The sequence below is a fragment of the Blautia sp. Marseille-P3201T genome, assembly GCF_900120295.1.
Classification (GTDB): Bacteria; Bacillota; Clostridia; order Lachnospirales; family Lachnospiraceae; genus Blautia.
Window position 1 is genome coordinate 357,646 of record NZ_LT635470.1, and the last position, 18,581, is coordinate 376,226.

Genomic DNA, 18,581 nt, shown 5'->3' on the forward strand with positions numbered 1-18,581 from the left:
GAAGTTGTATGTATTATTCAGATGATTTGATTGAGGAAGTCCGCTCGAAAAATGATATAGTGGATGTGATTTCGGATTATGTGAAATTGCAAAGAAAGGGAAGTTCTTATTTTGGACTTTGCCCATTTCATAATGAAAAATCTCCGTCTTTTTCAGTAAGTCCGGGAAAGCAGATGTATTATTGTTTTGGTTGTGGAGCAGGAGGTAATGTTTTTACCTTTGTTATGGAATATGAAAATTACAGCTTTGTAGAGGCTTTAAAATATCTGGCTGACAGAGCAGGCGTACAGCTTCCAGAAGTTGAATATTCAAAAGAGGCAAAGGCAGCTTCGGATTTTAAGTCTATGTTGCTGGAAATACAGAAAAAAGCAGCTTCTTTTTATTATTACCAGCTAAAACAGGAAAGTGGAAAGCCGGCATTGGACTATCTGAAGGGAAGACAGCTCTCTGATGATACAATTAAAAAATTTGGGTTAGGATGTTCTCCGAGATATTCAGGTGCATTATATAAATATTTGAAGGGACAAGGATATTCTGATGAACTGTTAAAGGAGTCCGGTCTTTTTAATATTGATGAGCGCAGAGGAATGCAGGATAAGTTTTGGAACCGTGTTATGTTTCCGATTATGGATGTAAATAATCGTGTTATAGGATTTGGTGGGAGAGTTATGGGTGATGCAAAGCCTAAATACTTAAATTCTCCTGAAACAAAAATTTTTGATAAAAGCAGAAATCTATATGGACTGAATATTGCACGTACTTCCAGAAAACCGTATTTCATTATTTGTGAAGGGTATATGGATGTAATTGCCATGCACCAGGCAGGTTTTCACAATGCGGTGGCATCTTTGGGAACTGCATTGACATCAGGGCATGCCAGTTTGATGAGCCGTTATACGAAGGAAGTCCTGTTGACATACGACAGTGATGAGGCAGGACAGAAAGCAGCTTTGCGTGGTATTCCTATTTTAAAGGCTGCCGGGATTTCTCCCAGAGTGGTTAATTTGGCACCATATAAAGATCCTGATGAATTTATTAAAACAGAGGGAAAAGAAGCTTTTGAAAAACGCTTAGATGAAGCAGAAAATTACTTTTTGTTTGAAGTTAAAGTGTTGGAAAAACAGTATCATCTGTCAGATCCGGAGAGTAAAACGCAGTTCTATCGAGAGATTGCAAGAAAACTTTTGGAATTTCCGGAAGAACTGGAAAGAAATAATTATATTGAAAGTATTTCAGCCAGATATCAGATAAAATTCGAAGATTTGAGAAGAATGGTTAATAATATGGCATTGTCAGGAACAGGTTCTGTGGCGAAACCCAGAGTTGAAGTCATTTCAAAGAAGAAAGAGGGAAAAGAGGATGCCGGACATACAGCTCAGAAGCTGATGCTGACATGGCTTACGTCTTATCCTTCCATGTTTAAAACCATTGATGGCTTAATAGAACCTGTAGATTTTACCACCCCTTTATATCATAAAGTTGCTGAAATGGTTTTTGAACAGCATAAGGAAGGAGAGGTAAATCCCGCCAAATTGTTAAATCAGTTTTCAGATGCGGAGGAGCAAAAGGAAATTACGTCTTTATTTCATGCTTCACTACATCTTGAAAGCGAGGAAGAGGCAAAGAAAGCAGTGCTGGAAACTGTATGTAGATTAAAGAGGGACAGCATTGCATGGCAAAGCGCAAATCTGGCGCCTACAGACCTTTTCGGACTACAAAGAATTGTAGAGGCCAGAAAACGTCTGGAAGACCTGGAAAGAGGCAGAGTGACGCTGCATATTTCTTTTAATTGAGGAAATGATATATACGATTGCAAGGAAGAATAAGTGAGAGGAAGGAACAGTTTATGGAAATGAACATGGCGAAATTCAGTGAAAAGCTTGGAGAGCTTATGGAGCTGGCTAAGAAGAAAAAAAATGTGTTAGAATATCAGGAAATCAGTGATTTCTTTAAAGATTTTCCTTTAGAGCCTGAGCAGATGGATAAAGTATTTGATTTTCTGGAGGGAAATGGAATTGACATTCTGCGAATTCAGGACAATGATATGGACGATTTAATCATTAGTGATGATGATGACTTAAATCTCAGTGAAGAAGATGAAGTGGATATGGAGAATATTGACCTTTCTGTGCCTGAGGGAGTCAGCATTGAAGATCCTGTTCGTATGTATCTGAAAGAAATTGGTAAAGTTCCGCTTTTAAGTGCAGAGGAAGAAATTACACTTGCTCAGCGTATGGAAGAAGGAGACGAAAATGCGAAAAAACGTCTTGCAGAGGCCAATCTTCGTCTGGTAGTAAGTATTGCAAAACGTTATGTCGGACGTGGTATGTTGTTTTTAGATTTAATTCAGGAAGGTAACCTTGGATTGATTAAAGCCGTTGAGAAATTTGACTACCGTAAGGGATATAAATTTTCTACTTATGCTACATGGTGGATCCGTCAGGCAATTACAAGAGCTATTGCGGACCAGGCAAGAACTATTCGTATTCCGGTACACATGGTAGAAACAATTAACAAGCTTATTCGTGTGTCTCGTCAGCTTTTACAGGAACTGGGAAGAGAGCCTCATCCGGAGGAAATTGCAGAAGAAATGAATATGTCTGTAGAACGTGTTCGTGAAATTCTCAAAATTTCTCAGGAACCTGTATCATTAGAAACTCCAATTGGTGAGGAAGAAGACAGCCATTTAGGAGATTTTATTCAGGATGATAATGTTCCTGTTCCGGCAGATGCAGCTGCATTTACATTATTAAAAGAACAGCTTGTAGAGGTTTTAGGTACATTAACAGAAAGAGAACAGAAAGTGCTTCGCCTGCGTTTTGGTTTAGATGACGGAAGAGCCAGAACTTTGGAAGAAGTAGGAAAAGAGTTTAACGTTACCAGAGAGCGTATTCGTCAGATTGAAGCAAAAGCTCTCAGAAAGCTTCGTCATCCAAGCCGCAGCCGTAAGCTGAAAGATTATCTGGATTAAGGATGTGTGTAATGAGAGAAATACAGATTTCCAGAAGATTGCAGAGTGTTGCAGCATTTGTGCAGCAGGGTAAGACATTGGCGGATGTTGGGTGTGACCATGGATATATTCCAATCTATCTTTTGCAGAAAAAGAAAATAGAAAAAGCCATTGCTATGGATGTTAATCAAGGTCCGCTTATGCGGGCAAAGGAACACATTCAGGAATGGGGACTGGAAAATTACATAGATACCCGTCTGTCTGACGGCGTTAACGCTTTAAAACCGGATGAAGCGGAGAGCGTTGTAATTGCCGGTATGGGCGGTCCTCTTATGGAAAAAATTCTTACGGAAGGGGACAAAGTTCTTAAGACAGTAAAGGAATTGGTTTTACAACCACAGTCTGAAATCGGGCATTTCAGAAAATATCTCAGTGAAAATAATTATTGTATTACTCATGAAGAAATGATTTTGGAAGATGGGAAATACTATCCTATTATGAGAGTTATTCATGGGAAAATGGAAGAACAGACAGAGGCGGAATATCTCTATGGAAAAAAACTTCTGCAAGATAAAAATCCTGTTTTAAAAGAGTTTTTAGACAGGGAGCAGAAAAAAGCAGAAGAACTTTTGGAAAAACTGAAAAATTCTCAGACTAAATCTGCAAAAACGAGAATTTCTCAGTTGGAAAAAGAATGGAAAGATAGAAAAGAGGCTCTTGCATATTATGAAGTGTAAAGATATTATAGCGAAAATAGAAGAAAAATATCCTGTTTCCTTTGCGGAAAGCTGGGATAATTCCGGCTTTCTGGCAGGAGATGCTTCATGGGAAGTAAGAAAAGTTTTTCTGGCATTAGATGCCACAGATGAAGTGATAGATGCAGCCATTGAATGTGAAGCTGATATGATCATTACTCACCATCCCTTGATTTTCGCGGGAATGAAAAGAGTGACAGCAGATGACTTTATCGGAAGACGTATTATCAAAATGCTGCAGAATAATATATGTTATTATGCGATGCATACTAATTTTGACGTATTGGGAATGGCGGAACTCAGTGCAGATTATCTTCAGCTTTCAAACAGGGAAGTGTTAGAAATTACATACGAAGATAATATGAACCGGGAAGGAATAGGGCGTTGTGGAAAATTAACGACTCCTATGACCTTAGAGGAATGTGGGAAATTTGTAAAAGAGCAGCTTCATCTTCCTTTTGTACAGATTTATGGAGATGAAAATAAAGTCATCGAAAACCTTGCAGTCTGTACCGGTTCAGGAAAAAGTCTGATAAAGCAAGTGCTGAAAAAAGGCGCACAGGCCTATGTTACAGGGGATATGGATTACCATTCTTCCATAGATGCAGTGGCGCAGGGAATTTGTATTATTGACGCAGGACATTATGGTACAGAATATATTTTCATGGATTACATGGAAAGAGAATTAAAGGAAATGCTGCCGGATTTAGAAGTGGAAAAAATGCATGTTTCTTACCCGTGCAAAATAATTGGTTAGATTTATTTGAGGCTGTTTTATGAAACAGTCTCTTTTTTCTGGATAATAGGAATAAATATATGAAAAATATATAAAATGATAGAAAAATAAAGACTGTTGTAGTAAAATAATATGTATCTAAATCAAAAATTGAGGGGAAGCTTAACAAAGAAATGTGGTGAAAGGAGAAAAACTATGAGTGACAGAATGATACAGGTAAATATTCTTGGAGAACAAAAGGAATATCCTTATGGAACCACTTATGGTAAGATTGCACAAGAATATGAAAGTCAGTATGAATATCCTATTGTTTTACTTATGAAAGATAATAAGCTTTGTGAGCTTCATAAAAAGCTGAAAAAAGAAGGTACTATTGAATTTATTACTACAAAGGACCAAATCGGGCATGAAACTTATCGGAGAAGCGTTTCTTTATTATTACTGAAAGCCTTATATCATGTTGCAGGATATGACAATATTCATAAAATTACCATGCATTATTCAGTAAGCAGTGGATACTACTATACCATTGATGGCAATCTTGTATTGAATGAAGAATTTCTGGATAAAGTAAAAAAATATATGTTGGAACTGGTGGAAAGGCGAGTGCCAATTTTAAAGAGAAGCGTTGGTACAGATGAAGCAATTGAACTGTTCCATAATCATAGAATGTATGATAAAGAAAAACTGTTTCGTTTTAGAAGAGTTTCCAGAGTAAATATCTATAGCTTAGAAGAGTACGAGGATTATTTTTACGGATTTATGGTAAATCATACAGGATATTTGAAATATTTTGATTTATATCTTTATGATGAGGGACTGGTATTGCAGCTTCCCAAAAGAGAGAAACCTGATGAGGTTCCGCCGTTTGTTCCAAGACCGAAAATCTTTCAGGTACAGAAAGAGTCTGCGCAGTGGAGTGAAGCTATTCACGCAGATACAGTTGGAGATTTAAATGAAAAAATCACAAAGGAAGGGGCAAATAATCTTATTCTTATTGCGGAAGCCCTTCAGGAAGCAAAAATATCTCAGATTGCAAAACAGATTGTGGAAACAGGAAATCGTAAGTTTATTATGATTGCAGGACCTTCTTCTTCCGGAAAAACTACATTTTCTCATAGACTGTCTATTCAGCTGGCTGCCCATGGAGTGAGACCTCATCCAATTGGTGTTGATAATTATTTTGTAAATAGAGAAAATACACCTTTGGACAGTGAAGGAAATTATAATTTTGAATGTCTGGAAGCTATAGACGTAAAGAAGTTTAATGAAGATATGAATGCGCTTTTAAGAGGCGAGGAAGTGGAAATGCCACGGTTTAATTTTAAAACGGGGCATAGGGAATATAAAGGTGATTTTCTGAAATTGGGCAAAGAAGATGTGTTAGTTATCGAAGGTATTCATTGTTTAAATGACAAGTTGAGTAGCAGTTTGCCTTCTGAAAGTAAATTTAAAATTTATATCAGCGCACTTACTCAGTTAAATATTGATGAGCATAATCGTATTCCTACTACAGACGGAAGACTGATACGGCGAATTGTTCGTGATGCCAGAACCAGAGGTGCTTCTGCAAAAACAACTATAGCAATGTGGAATTCTGTAAGACGTGGGGAAGAAGAAAATATTTTTCCTTATCAGGAATCTGCTGACGTGATGTTTAATTCTGCTTTGATTTATGAACTTGCAGTACTGAAACTCTATGCGGAACCATTGCTGTTTTCTATTACAAAGGAAGAACCGGAGTATGCAGAAGCAAAACGTTTGTTGAAGTTTTTAGATTATTTTCTGGGAGTGCCAAGTGAAACTATTCCGAGTAATTCTATTTTAAGAGAGTTTGTAGGTAATGGCTGTTTTGATGTATAGAAACAATTTGCATTTTTGTTATTTCTATGATAGAATATGCCGTGCGTAACAAGTAGAATAAATAATCGCGGCTGACAGAACCGAAAGGGGTCAGGTGAGGAAAGTCCGGGCTTCATAGGGCAGGATGCCAGATAACGTCTGGTGGAGGTGACTCCAAGGACAGTGCAACAGAAATGTACCGCCGGAATATTCCGGTAAGGGTGGAAGGGCAGTGTAAGAGACTACCGCCTTTCTGGTAACAGAAAGGGCACATGTAAACCCCATCCGAAGCAAGACCGAATAGAAAACCATGTGGCTGCCCGTCACGTTTTCAGGTAGGTCGCTTGAGCCTGCTGGCGACAACAGGACTGGATAGATGATTATTCGCGACATAACCCGGCTTATCGTTTTGCTTGTTATGTTACTGAAAAGGAACTGTGATTTTGCAGATGAGAATGTCTGTAAAATCATGGTTCCTTTTTGCTTTATTATGCTACAATAAAGACAGGAAAAGAGTTGTATTTTTAAGAAGGAGCGTGATGTAGAATGAAAACAAAGAAACTCCGAATAATAAAGATATGTCTTTCAACAGTGGCAGTTGTATTTCCTATAGTTTTATGTATCTTGCCATCTTTAAGTGGACTTCAGAAAAATTTCTGGATATGGCTGGGATATATGATGTATCTGTTATTTACTATTTTTTTTATAAGTATGTTTCGAGGACATAAATATGATGCAAAAGATATAGACAATAAGGAAATACAGATTACTCAGGAACTTTTAAAAGAACGGAACAAATGGGGCAGTTTTTTGTAGAAATATAAAATGCTCCGCAAGGATGCGCAGCGCGCGGAAATGAAATTATCACTTTGTGAACCGCGCGCACGCAGAGATTGCACAACAGCACAATCTTTTTTAATAAAAATATGTTTTATGAATTGGATGTTCCCTTTAAATAGTCAATAAATTGTTGTGCAGTTCGTCCGGAAAGGCCGCCATGCTGCAGTTCCCAGATATTTGCTTTTGCCAGTATTTCATCTTCCGGCATATTGATTTCATTTCGTTTTGCCAGAGCTAGTACAATGTTCTGGAATTCTTTTTTCTCCGGTGAGCCAAAGTAAATAGTAATGCCAAAGCGTGAAACCAGTGATAATTTTTCCTGTACGGTATCATTCGTATGGAGATCATTATCACGTTCATTTTTATCATTGAAGCTTTCACGGATAAGATGTCTGCGGTTTGAGGTGGCATAAATTAATACGTTATTAGGTTTTTTCTCTAAACCACCTTCAATGACCGCTTTTAAATATTTGTATTCAATTTCAAAATCTTCAAAAGACAGATCATCCATATAAATGATAAATTTATAATTTCTGTTTTTAATTTGAGCAATTACATCGTTTAAATCCTGAAACTGATGTTTATATACTTCTATAATACGCAGTCCTTTTTCATAATATTGATTAAGAATTGCTTTGATACAGGTGGACTTTCCTGTTCCTGCATCTCCAAAGAGAAGACAGTTGTTGGCGGGCTTTCCTTCCAAAAAGGCTTCGGTATTATCTGTCAGCTTTTTCTTCTCTAATTCATATCCTACTAAATCATTCAGCTTTACATGGGCAACTCGGGTAATCGGAACAATCTCTGCTGACTGAGCAGGATTTTTATGTTCTAAGCGAAAGGCTTTATGAAGTCCTAGTTTTCCCACACCAAAATCTTTGTAAAAATCAACGATATGCTCCATAAATTCTTCCGGTGAGGCAGATTTTTCTAAAAGTAGGCTTAAATCAGATAAGCGACTGGAAATACGTTCATTTACATATAATCCTCGCTGATGTTCAGTCTGATAATTGCTGATTAATTGGCAGCAGGAGGATGTTCCGTAAAAACTTTCAAAAGCAGAGAAATCCAGATGAAATAAATCTTTAAAAATAGCAAAGTCATGGAGCGCCAGAGCATTTAAGGAAGGGCTGTGAGTCAGTCCTGTTATTTCACAGGAAACACTAAAGGCATTTTCATGATTGACTAAAAGCCATGTGAGATAGTGGTTCCATAAATCTCCACGAAAACCATAGTCATTTGCCATTTCTACCAGACGGTTCATACAGCTGTAGAAAAGAGGCTTTGATTTTTCCGGGGCTTCCGGTTCTTTACAGCAAATTGACAGGGCGTCTGTCATATCTTTTAAAATATCTCCATGGGGAAAGTTTCGATATAAAATACATTCATCAATATGAAACATAGTAAATCTCCTTTCTAATAATTGCCGTGAATGCGGAGGTTTTGTACTTCAAAACTCAGCCCGCATAAAGCATTCTTTACAGCACTGTCACTTAAATTTCCTTCGAAGTCTACAAAGAAGCGGTATTCCCAGTTTCGGTTCGTAATAGGCCGAGACTCGATTTTTGTCATGTTTAAACCATTGTAAATAAAATGGGACAGACTGTTGTACAGGCTTCCGCTTTCATGAGGCAGTTCATAGCTGACGCTGATTTTAGAAGCATTTTTTTGATAGATTTTCTCTTTTGTAACAATAATAAAGCGAGTAGAATTTTCCGGATTGGAGAAAATTCCTTCTTTTAAAATCGAAAGTCCAAAATATTCAGCAGCATAAGGACTTGCAATAGCTGCCTGTGTTTTGTCTTTCTCTAATGAAACTTTTTTTGCAGCAGCAGCGGTATTGCCAAAATCATGGGTACACCAGTTTTCGTTACTGTCCAGAAATTCCCGACATTGCATTAAAGCCTGTGGGTGGGAATATATATGTCGGATGTCAGAAATTTTACTGCCTGGTACACCTGCCAGAACATGTTGACACGGGATAATTTGCTCTCCTACAATAACGTGGTCGTAGGAAGTAAGCAAATCGTAATTGTCCTGTACAATTCCTGCAGTTGAATTTTCAATAGGAAGTACTGCATACAAGGCGCGACCATGCTTGATTTCTTCCATAGCATCTTTCCATGTATCTACATGGTAGCTTTGAATATTTTTTCCAAAGAAGCGATGCATAGCTGCATGGCTGTAAGCTCCTTCCACCCCCTGAAAAACAACGGTTACGTTTTCTTTTTTTAATTTATCCACGGAAGTGAAAAGACTTTTCTGAGATAGTCCATGTTCCTGAAGCAGCTGATATTGGCGTTTTCTGCTGATGGACATAATCTGCTGATAAAGTTCCTGAATACCACAGCTGTTAAAATTACTGTGAGTTCTTTCTGAAACAGATTTTAGTTTTTCTAATTCTCTGTTGTGGTCAAAAACAGGTTTTTTTGTTTCAATTTTAAATCGAGCTACTTGTTCTGCAATTGCCATCCTTTTTTCGAACAAAGCAGTCATCTGCTCGTCAATGGTATCTATTTCTTTTCTTAAATCCTGTAAATCCGGTATCATATAGAAATCCTCTCTAAACATTGTTTATTAGCACTATGATACACCGCCAGTTTAAACTGTGCAAGTTTTTTGTATAAAAATGACATTTGTGCGTCATAATATAGGGAAAGCAGATATTAGGAGAAAGAGCGTATGAAGGGTGATTTTTTAAAGTGTGGAATATTGGGATGGGGAATGGAAGTTTTCTGGACAGGTCTGCATTCTTTAGATTGTGAAAATTGGAAACTTACAGGTTATTCCTCTTTATGGATGTTTCCAATATATGGAATGGCGGCGTGTATTGGACCTCTTTCAAAGAAAATGAGGAAACTGCCGTTAGTATTCCGGGGTGGCATTTATATGACAGGAATTTTTATTGTGGAGTATTTTTCGGGGATAATTTTAAAGCATTATAATATGTGTCCGTGGGATTACAGTACCAGTCGTTTTCAATATAAAGGAGTTATCCGTCTGGACTATGCTCCGGTGTGGTTTTTGGTTGGAATAATCTATGAAAAATTCTTGAAATGCAGAGACAACTGTTATATGATAGTAAGTGATGATAAAGCTTGAGAACACATAGGAGGTAATCTATGAGACACTTAATGAGTCCGTTGGATTTGTCCGTAGAGGAATTGGCGAAGGTTTTAGACCTTGCTAACGATATTGAAAAAAATCCAGAGAAATATGCCCATAAATGCGATGGGAAAATCTTAGCAACTTTGTTTTATGAACCAAGTACAAGAACACGTTTAAGTTTTGAGTCTGCAATGATGCGTTTAGGAGGAAAAGTTTTAGGATTTTCCAGCGCAAACTCAAGCTCTGCTGCAAAGGGCGAAAGTGTAGCAGATACAGTACGTACAGTATCTTGTTATGCAGATATCTGTGCTATGCGCCATCCAAAAGAGGGTGCGCCGTTAGTTGCATCTATGGCATCTGAAATTCCTGTTATTAATGCAGGAGATGGCGGACATCAGCATCCGACACAGACGCTTACAGATTTACTTACCATTCGTTCCTTAAAGGGAAGACTGGACAATATTACTATTGGTCTTTGCGGAGACTTAAAATTTGGCAGAACTGTCCATTCTTTAATCGAAGCATTAGTACGTTATGAAGGAGTAAAATTTGTTTTGATTTCTCCTGAAGAGCTTCGTATTCCTGATTATATTCGTGAGGATGTTTTAAAAGCCAGCGGCCATGAATTTATTGAAGTAGAACGTTTAGAGGAGGCAATGCCAAGTCTGGATCTTCTGTATATGACACGCGTACAGAGAGAACGTTTTTTTAATGAAGAAGATTATGTGAGAATGAAAGATTTTTATATTTTAGACAAGGCAAAAATGGCATTGGCAAGAGAGGACATGCTGGTGCTTCATCCATTGCCAAGAGTAAATGAAATCTCCGTAGAGGTAGACGCGGATCCAAGAGCCTCTTACTTCAAACAGGTGCAGTATGGTGTTTATGTGAGAATGGCATTGATTTTAAGCTTGTTGGGAATGGGGGTAGACTTATGTTAAATGTAGGCCGTTTAAGTGAAGGTGTGGTTTTAGATCATATCAAAGCAGGAAAAAGCATGACTATTTATCATGATTTGAAATTAGATAAACTGGATTGCTGTGTGGCGATTATTAAAAATGCAAAAAGTGACAAAATGGGACGTAAAGATATTATTAAAGTGGAATGTCCTATTGATACATTAAATTTAGATATTCTGGGATTTATTGACCATAATATTACGGTAAATATTATTAAAGATGGAGAAATTGTAGAGAAGAAAGAGCTTTCTCTTCCAAAAGAAATCCGAAATGTTATTCGCTGTAAAAATCCACGCTGTATTACTTCTATTGAACAGGAACTGGATCATGTATTTATTCTGGCAGATCCTGAGAAGGAAGTATATCGCTGTAAATATTGCGAAGAAAAATACAGAGGAAACAGAAATAAATAAAGTTTGAGGTTGTTGCATTAAGTGCATATCGAGAGCATTTATACATTTTAGATTTCTGCTTAATGTGACAGCTTCTTTTTCTGTAATTTAAGAAGAGAGAGGGAGGGAAGTTTATGAAAGAAAACGCAAAAGGGCATTTGCTGGCATTGTTTACTATTTGTGTATGGGGAACTACTTTTGTTGCAACTAAGGTTTTGCTGAAAGCATTTACACCTATTGAAATATTATTTATGCGTTTTTTAATTGGATATTTTTTGTTGTTGATTATAAATCATCAAGGATTGTCAGTTGGCAGCAGGAAACAGGAATTGTATTTCATTGGTGCAGGGCTTACAGGAGTTACTTTTTATTTTCTTTTAGAGAATATTGCACTGACTTATACTTATGCGTCAAATGTGGGAATTATCATTGCTACAGCCCCCTTTTTTACTGCAATTTTAGGAAGACTATTTTTAAGAGAGGAAAAGTTGAAAACGGGATTTTTTGTGGGATTTCTCACAAGTATTACAGGTATTGTTTTAATCAGTGTACATGGGAGCAGTGCTTTTTCATTAAATCCTAAAGGTGATATTCTGGCAGTTTTAGCCGCTTTTGTCTGGGCGTGCTATTCTATTTTGGTAAAAAAAATTGGTTCTTTTGGAATTTCTACAATTCAAAGTACCCGCCATATTTTTTTCTATGGTATTTTATTCATGATTATCCCTGTGTTTTTGATGGGATTTGAATGGAAACTGGAAAGATTTAGTAATCCTGTTTATTTAGGAAATATGTTGTTTTTAGGAGTAGGTGCTTCTGCTCTTTGTTTTGTGACATGGAATTTGGCAGTGAAGTTTTTAGGAGCTGTGCGTACATCTGTTTATTTATATCTTTCTCCTGTGGTCACAATTGTAGCATCAGCTCTTATTTTAGGAGAGAAAATAACAGGTGTGTCCATAGTAGGAACATGTTTAGTTTTAGCAGGATTAATATTATCAGATAAAGGAAAAGGAAAAAATTAGAAAAAGCTAGACATTTTATGCATGAAAGGCTATTATTTATTCCATAGGAAAGTGCGTCCTATACAATAAAAACGCTCCGCAAGGATGCGCAGCTCGCGGAAATGAAATTATCACTTTGTGAACCGCTCGCGCGCGGAGATTGTGCTGTTGCACAATCTTTTTTATGCTATGCAAAAGAAACGCTCAGGGAGGATATGGAATGAAAAAAGTTGTGAAATTCGGTGGAAGTTCTCTTGCCAGTGCAGAACAGTTTGAAAAAGTAGGAAAAATCATTCGTGCAGATGAAAGCAGAAGATATGTAGTGCCTTCTGCACCTGGAAAACGTTTTTCAGAGGATACCAAGGTGACGGATTTGCTCTATGCATGCTATGGAGCAGTAAAAGAGGAAGAAAAATTCCAGGTTATTTTAAAAGAAATCAAAAGCCGCTATCAGGAGATCATTGATGGACTGCAAATTTCGCTGTCTTTGGAAAAAGATTTTGAAGATGTAGAAGAGAATTTTAAGAACCAGATTGGAAAAGAATATGCTGCATCCAGAGGGGAATATTTAAATGGAAAGATTATGGCTGCATATTTGGGATATGAATTTGTAGATCCTGCAGAAATTATTCGCTTTGATGGAAATGGGCAGTTTGATGCAGGAATTACAGAGCTTTTAGTTGCTAAGAAATTAAATGCCATAGAGAGAGCAGTTGTTCCGGGATTTTATGGGGCAAAGGAAAATGGAGAAATCAAGACTTTCTCCAGAGGTGGTTCTGATATTACAGGATCTATTCTTGCGGGAGCTTTAGATGTGGATCTCTATGAGAACTGGACAGACGTTTCAGGTGTGATGGTAACAGATCCCAGAATTATTCAAAATCCAAAATCTATTGATACCATCACGTATCGTGAACTTCGTGAGCTTTCTTATATGGGTGCAACAGTGCTTCATGAGGATGCTATATTCCCTGTAAGAAAAGCAGGTATTCCTATTAATATTAAAAATACCAATGCACCGGAAGAAGAAGGAACCATGATTGTAGAGGATACCTGTAAAAAACCATTGTATACCATTACAGGTATTGCAGGTAAGAAAGGCTTCTGCTCTTTGTTTATTGAAAAGTCTATGATGAATGCAGAGATTGGGTTTGGAAGAAAAGTTCTTCAAGTATTAGAAGAACAGGGGATTTCTTTTGAACATATTCCATCAGGAATTGATACTATGACAGTATTTATTCATCAGGATGAATTTGCAGAAAAAGAACAGCAGGTAATTGCAGGTGTACATAGAACGGTAAATCCTGATTATATGGAATTAGAGTCAGACTTGGCGTTAATCGCCGTGGTAGGCAGAGGTATGCGTTCTAATCGTGGTACTGCTGCGAGAATTTTTGCTGCTTTGGCACATGCAAATGTAAATGTTAAGATGATTGACCAGGGCTCCAGTGAGTTAAATATTATTGTAGGCGTGAAAAATGAAGATTTTGAAGTGGCAATTAAGTCGCTGTACGATATTTTTGTGGAAACACAGGTTTAAGAGGTGATTAGATGAAACTGGTAATTATTGAGCCGTTAGGCGTAGAAAAAGAAAAACTTTTAAAAATTGCAAAAGAAAAAATTTCCAGTGACATAGAAATCGTATATTACGATACAAAGGTAACCGATGCAAAAAGTTTAATAGAGAGAGGAAAAGATGCGGATATTCTTGTAGTGGCAAATCTTCCTTTAAGTGAAGAAGTTATTGAAGAATGTGAGAAATTAAAACTTCTGTCTGTTGCTTTTACCGGTGTGGATCATATTCCTCTGGAATTATGTAAGAAAAAAGGAATTTGTGTATGTAATTGTGCCGGATATTCTACAGCGGCTGTATCAGACTTAGTATTTGGTATGTTGATTTCCTTATATCGTAATATTGCGGCCTGTGATCATGCAGTAAGACAGGAAGGAACCAAGGATGGACTGGTAGGATTTGAATTGGAAGGCAAAAAATTTGGTGTTGTGGGCGCTGGTGCAATCGGAACAAGGGTAGCGCATATTGCAAAGGCTTTTGGCTGTGAAGTTTATGCATACAGCAGAACGAAGAAAGAAATAGAGGGTGTAAACTTTGTGTCTCTTCAGGAGCTTTTATCTGTTTGCGATATTGTTTCTCTGCATGTACCTTTAAATGGAGAAACAACACATCTGATAGATAAAGAAAAGCTGGTATGGATGAAAGAAAATGCGGTGCTGATTAATACTGCAAGAGGACCGGTGGTGGACAGTGAAGCTTTGGCAGAAGCGTTAAATGAAGGGAAAATTGCAGGAGCCTGTGTAGATGTATTCGAAAAAGAACCACCTGTTGAAGTAGATCATCCTTTATTTCATGCTAAAAATATTCTGGTGACACCTCATGTGGCATTTGCTACAGAAGAAGCTATGGTGAAACGTGCACATATTGCATTTGAAAATGTAAGGGCATGGGAAAATGGGAAACCGCAGAATGTAATGTGAATAAAAACGATTTTCTCTTGACAGAGAAGATCGTTTTTATTATACTTTAAGTGTACTAGGATACACAGTACACTTAATACAAGATGTCATACACTGGGAAAGGAGGAAAAACCTTGATTGTTATTGATTATCGAGATCGGAAACCCATATATGAACAAATTGTGGAGAAGTTTCAAATGTTGATTATTAAAGGGGTTTTGGAGCCGGATACACAGATGCCATCTGTAAGGAGTTTGGCTACGGAACTGTCCATTAATCCTAATACAATACAAAAAGCATATTCTCTTCTGGAGCAGCAGGGGTTTATCTACCCTGTAAAAGGGAGAGGAAACTTTGTTTCCGGAAATCAAGCCTTAGTAGAGCAGAGAAAAAATGTTTTCTTACAAAAGTTGAAAACACTGATAAAAGAAGGAAAAGAGATGGGAATTTCCGAAGAAATATGTGTAGCAAAAACGGCGGAATTCTATGAGGAGGTTGAAGCATGATAAAAACAGAAAAGCTATCCAAAGCGTTTGGTTCTTTGCAGGCGGTTCATGAAGTATCATTAAAAATTTCGGATAACAGTATTTTCGGATTGGCAGGAACAAACGGAGCAGGAAAAAGTACACTTTTACGCATGATGTCAGGAGTTTTAAAGCCGGATAGCGGAGATGTATTTATAGATAATAAGCCGGTATACGAAAATCCCTCTGTAAAAGAAGAAATTTTCTTTTTACCGGATGTGGCTTACTTTTTTCAGAATGCGACCATGAAAGAGATGGTGCAGTATTATTCCATGTATTATCGGAAATATGATAAAGAACGTTTTCATAAGCTTGCTTCTAATTTGGGCTTGGATGAAAAAAGAAAAATCAGTACTTTCTCAAAAGGAATGAAACGACAGGCGGCTTTGCTGCTGGGAATATGTTCAGGGACAAAGTATTTATTTTGTGATGAGACCTTTGATGGTTTGGATCCGGTAATGCGGCAGGCAGCAAAGAGTATTTTAGCTTACGAAGTGTCGGAAAGAGAATTTACACCTATCATTGCGTCACACAATTTACGTGAACTGGAAGATATTTGTGATCATGTGGGATTGCTGCACAAAGGTGGTGTTCTTCTGTCAAAAGATGTAGAAGATATGAAACTGCATATTCATAAAGTACAGTGTGTAATACCGGATGAGAAAGAGGAGGAAGAGCTTTTACAAGAACTGGAAATTATGAAGTACGAAAAGAGACTTTCTCTTCTGACAATGGTAGTAAGAGGGGAACGGGAGGAAATTATGAGAAAAATCAATGCCAGAAAACCTTTGTTTGCAGAGGCAATTCCATTAACCTTAGAAGAAATCTTTATCAGTGAAACGGAGGTGGCAGGATATGACATCAAGAAATTATTTATTTAACAGTATAAAGGAAAATATTCGAAGAAATTTTTATCTGTTTATTCTCATAATACTGGGATTTTTAACAATATTTCCATTAAGAACTATTATGGTTTTAGACAGAGCAAAGGGAATTATTCCTCCGACAGATATTGAGATACCTCCGATGCAGACAGAATTTTTAAATTGTATTGGAATGGAAAATGCTATAGCAACGATTTTTATCGGAGTGATTGCTGTTTTGCTTGGAGTTACCGGCTTTTATTATCTGTATTCCGGTGAAAAAACAGATTTTTATCACAGTCTTCCTTTAAAAAGAGAAGAACTTTTTGTCATTCCTTTTTTTAGCGGCCTTTTCATGTTTCTTGTGCCGTACTTGCTGAGTGTAGGCATTACATACCTGGTTGGTATCGCTTATCATGGAGTCAACGCCCAAAGCGGAGTTCAGGTTATAGCCGCAATTGGAATGAATATTTTGTTTTTTCTTGAACTATATGTGTTTGCAATTTTAGCTGTACTGCTTACCGGAAACTTATTTACAGGTGCTCTTGCTTTTATAGGTTTTATGTCTTATGGGTGGATTGTATATGGGGCATATTTTTATATGAACAATATGTTTTTTGATACATTGGCACAGTTTAAAGAACCGGGGATTACAAAATATTTAAGTCCTATTATTACACATTTAGATGCTGTAGACCTTTGGGCAGCAGAAATAGGTGATATAAAAGGGTATATTGTTTATGCAGTGATTTTAATTATTGTGGTTTTAGCGGCAGATGTTTGTATTTATAAAGTACGTCCCTCAGAGAGTTTCCATAAATCCATAGCTTTTAAAAAGCTTCAGCCGGTGATTAAAGTTTGTGCAGTGCTGCCGATTTCTATTTTAGCATCCTTGTTTTTCTGCGCCGGTATGGAACATGAATTTTTGTGGCTGTGTGTATCTGTAATTTTACTTTCACTTGTGTTGTCCTGTGTTTTTGAGTTTTTATTTACTATGGACATAAGGAAATGTATTCGGCCTAAAATGTCGACCGGTGTGATTTTAGCTGTTTTAACAGTGCTTTTGGCAGGATATAAGATAGATATTTTTGGTGTGGATGAATATTTGCCTGAAAAAGAAGAAATAGAAACGATGTCTGTGTATTTCCCTTCTATAAACGAGAGAATAAATGTTCCGGTGCATTATGATTATGGCCCTGATGAGCAGATGGAGAAAAACCAGACAAAAGATTTTGATGCTATATATGAAATTGCAAGGCTGGGTGTAAATTATTATCAGGAAAACGACAAAGAAAACAATCAGGTAGCGCCGGATTACCTTCGCGGTGAAACTGTATGGGCTACTGCAGATGATGGCAGCGGAACCATGGTGTCTGTATATATTCGTTATCACCTGAAAAACGGAAGAACTGTAAACAGAGCTTATTATCTGCCGGAAAGCAAAGAAATTTTAGCTTTAGCTTCTGACATTTATGATAATTGGGATTATAAAAAAGCAATGCTTCCTACCGGTTATTTATCAGAAAAGGATATAGAATATTTATATGTAAAAGATATTTATGATAAAAGGCTGCAGATTAACGCATCAGAAGATGTGATAGACAATATTTATAAAACCTATAAAGGGGAGCTGGAAAGTATGACTCTGGAGCAAAGCTCCAAAGACAGAATTCTGGGATATCTGTCAGTAGAAGAAAAGATAGAGGAAAATTACAACCAGACGACAGATTTTCCTATTTATGAAAGCTTTACAAAAACAAAGGAACTTTTGGAAAGTGCAGGACAACCTTTAAAGGAACTTTCTGCAGATGAAGTTCTAAGCGTTACAGTTTATGGAACAAAAAGCGATGGTGAGTATGTTGAGGAAGTAATTACAGATAAAGAAGAACTTGAAAAACTTCTTCCAAATCTTACTTATGAGATGGGACGCTATGGACTGGGAAGTAAAGTCAGCTATGAGCTCAATATGAATATTCTGTTTGAGGACAGAGGAACACAGATGCAGAGCAATCTGTATGTCATGGAAGGAGAAGTATTAAACGACCTTCTGGAAAAAATGAATATTGACTAACCATTTGAATAGAAAAAAGAAGGAGTTGTCGTTTTAGATATTTGCGATATAATCTAATGCGATAACTCCTT

General features: G+C 37.1%; 17 protein-coding genes and 1 other RNA gene. 16 read left to right on the plus strand and 2 right to left on the minus strand.

Annotated elements, in window-relative coordinates:
* The first annotated feature begins 8 nt into the window (after nucleotides 1-8).
* From dnaG to BQ7352_RS10055, 7 genes are all read left to right on the plus strand, one after another.
* The gene (dnaG, locus tag BQ7352_RS10025; protein WP_072449085.1) at nucleotides 9-1,793 is read left to right on the plus strand and encodes a DNA primase; all 1,785 of its coding nucleotides are present in this window, start codon (nucleotides 9-11) and stop codon (nucleotides 1,791-1,793) included.
* A gap of 53 nt (nucleotides 1,794-1,846) precedes the next feature.
* Entirely contained in the window at nucleotides 1,847-2,971 is a 1,125-nt protein-coding gene (gene rpoD, locus BQ7352_RS10030; protein ID WP_083429891.1) for an RNA polymerase sigma factor RpoD, read from the plus strand.
* Nucleotides 2,972-2,982: 11 nt separating this feature from the next.
* A complete protein-coding gene (locus tag BQ7352_RS10035) occupies nucleotides 2,983-3,687 on the plus strand; it encodes a tRNA (adenine(22)-N(1))-methyltransferase (RefSeq protein ID WP_072449087.1) in 705 nt (234 codons plus the stop codon).
* Nucleotides 3,677-4,462 carry a Nif3-like dinuclear metal center hexameric protein gene (locus tag BQ7352_RS10040; RefSeq protein WP_072449088.1) on the plus strand — a complete coding sequence of 262 codons (786 nt, stop codon included), beginning with the start codon at nucleotides 3,677-3,679 and terminating at the stop codon, nucleotides 4,460-4,462. Before BQ7352_RS10035 ends, BQ7352_RS10040 begins: the two co-directional genes overlap by 11 nt.
* A gap of 174 nt (nucleotides 4,463-4,636) precedes the next feature.
* Nucleotides 4,637-6,304 (plus strand): nucleoside kinase, encoded by a 1,668-nt coding sequence (locus tag BQ7352_RS10045; RefSeq protein ID WP_072449089.1) that lies wholly within the window; start codon nucleotides 4,637-4,639, stop codon nucleotides 6,302-6,304.
* Between the two features lie 49 nt (nucleotides 6,305-6,353).
* Nucleotides 6,354-6,703, plus strand: an RNA gene (rnpB, locus tag BQ7352_RS10050) — RNase P RNA component class A.
* A 126-nt stretch (nucleotides 6,704-6,829) separates the two neighbouring features.
* Nucleotides 6,830-7,099: a serine/threonine protein phosphatase gene (locus BQ7352_RS10055; protein ID WP_072449090.1), complete on the plus strand. Its 270-nt coding sequence runs from the start codon at nucleotides 6,830-6,832 to the stop codon at nucleotides 7,097-7,099.
* A gap of 115 nt (nucleotides 7,100-7,214) precedes the next feature.
* On the opposite strand, the gene BQ7352_RS10060 is transcribed toward BQ7352_RS10055, so the two are convergent.
* Complete coding sequence (locus tag BQ7352_RS10060; protein WP_072449091.1) at nucleotides 7,215-8,525, minus strand: ATP-binding protein; 1,311 nt, start codon at nucleotides 8,523-8,525, stop codon at nucleotides 7,215-7,217.
* A 14-nt stretch (nucleotides 8,526-8,539) separates the two neighbouring features.
* Nucleotides 8,540-9,673 (minus strand): bifunctional chorismate mutase/prephenate dehydratase, encoded by a 1,134-nt coding sequence (locus tag BQ7352_RS10065; RefSeq protein WP_072449092.1) that lies wholly within the window; start codon nucleotides 9,671-9,673, stop codon nucleotides 8,540-8,542.
* A 132-nt stretch (nucleotides 9,674-9,805) separates the two neighbouring features.
* Here BQ7352_RS10065 and BQ7352_RS10070 point away from each other — a divergent pair, with 132 nt between their 5' ends.
* The 9 genes from BQ7352_RS10070 (at nucleotide 9,806) to BQ7352_RS10110 (ending at nucleotide 18,510) form a co-directional block, all read left to right on the plus strand.
* Nucleotides 9,806-10,225: a putative ABC transporter permease gene (locus BQ7352_RS10070; RefSeq protein ID WP_072449093.1), complete on the plus strand. Its 420-nt coding sequence runs from the start codon at nucleotides 9,806-9,808 to the stop codon at nucleotides 10,223-10,225.
* 20 nt (nucleotides 10,226-10,245) lie between these two features.
* Nucleotides 10,246-11,172, plus strand: a complete 927-nt coding sequence (pyrB, locus tag BQ7352_RS10075) for an aspartate carbamoyltransferase (RefSeq protein ID WP_072449094.1) — start codon at nucleotides 10,246-10,248, stop codon at nucleotides 11,170-11,172.
* Nucleotides 11,166-11,603, plus strand: coding sequence for an aspartate carbamoyltransferase regulatory subunit (locus BQ7352_RS10080; protein ID WP_072449095.1), 438 nt, complete (start codon nucleotides 11,166-11,168; stop codon nucleotides 11,601-11,603). Before pyrB ends, BQ7352_RS10080 begins: the two co-directional genes overlap by 7 nt.
* Nucleotides 11,604-11,716: 113 nt before the next feature.
* Complete coding sequence (locus BQ7352_RS10085) at nucleotides 11,717-12,601, plus strand: DMT family transporter (RefSeq protein ID WP_072449096.1); 885 nt, start codon at nucleotides 11,717-11,719, stop codon at nucleotides 12,599-12,601.
* 199 nt (nucleotides 12,602-12,800) lie between these two features.
* Nucleotides 12,801-14,120, plus strand: coding sequence for an aspartate kinase (locus tag BQ7352_RS10090; RefSeq protein WP_072449097.1), 1,320 nt, complete (start codon nucleotides 12,801-12,803; stop codon nucleotides 14,118-14,120).
* A gap of 11 nt (nucleotides 14,121-14,131) precedes the next feature.
* Nucleotides 14,132-15,073: a 2-hydroxyacid dehydrogenase gene (locus BQ7352_RS10095; protein ID WP_072449098.1), complete on the plus strand. Its 942-nt coding sequence runs from the start codon at nucleotides 14,132-14,134 to the stop codon at nucleotides 15,071-15,073.
* 113 nt (nucleotides 15,074-15,186) lie between these two features.
* The gene (locus BQ7352_RS10100; RefSeq protein ID WP_072449099.1) at nucleotides 15,187-15,558 is read left to right on the plus strand and encodes a GntR family transcriptional regulator; all 372 of its coding nucleotides are present in this window, start codon (nucleotides 15,187-15,189) and stop codon (nucleotides 15,556-15,558) included.
* Complete coding sequence (locus BQ7352_RS10105) at nucleotides 15,555-16,457, plus strand: ABC transporter ATP-binding protein (protein WP_072449100.1); 903 nt, start codon at nucleotides 15,555-15,557, stop codon at nucleotides 16,455-16,457. The genes BQ7352_RS10100 and BQ7352_RS10105 overlap by 4 nt, the downstream gene beginning before the upstream one ends.
* Nucleotides 16,432-18,510 (plus strand): DUF6449 domain-containing protein, encoded by a 2,079-nt coding sequence (locus BQ7352_RS10110; protein ID WP_072449101.1) that lies wholly within the window; start codon nucleotides 16,432-16,434, stop codon nucleotides 18,508-18,510. The genes BQ7352_RS10105 and BQ7352_RS10110 overlap by 26 nt, the downstream gene beginning before the upstream one ends.
* Nucleotides 18,511-18,581 lie beyond the last annotated feature (71 nt).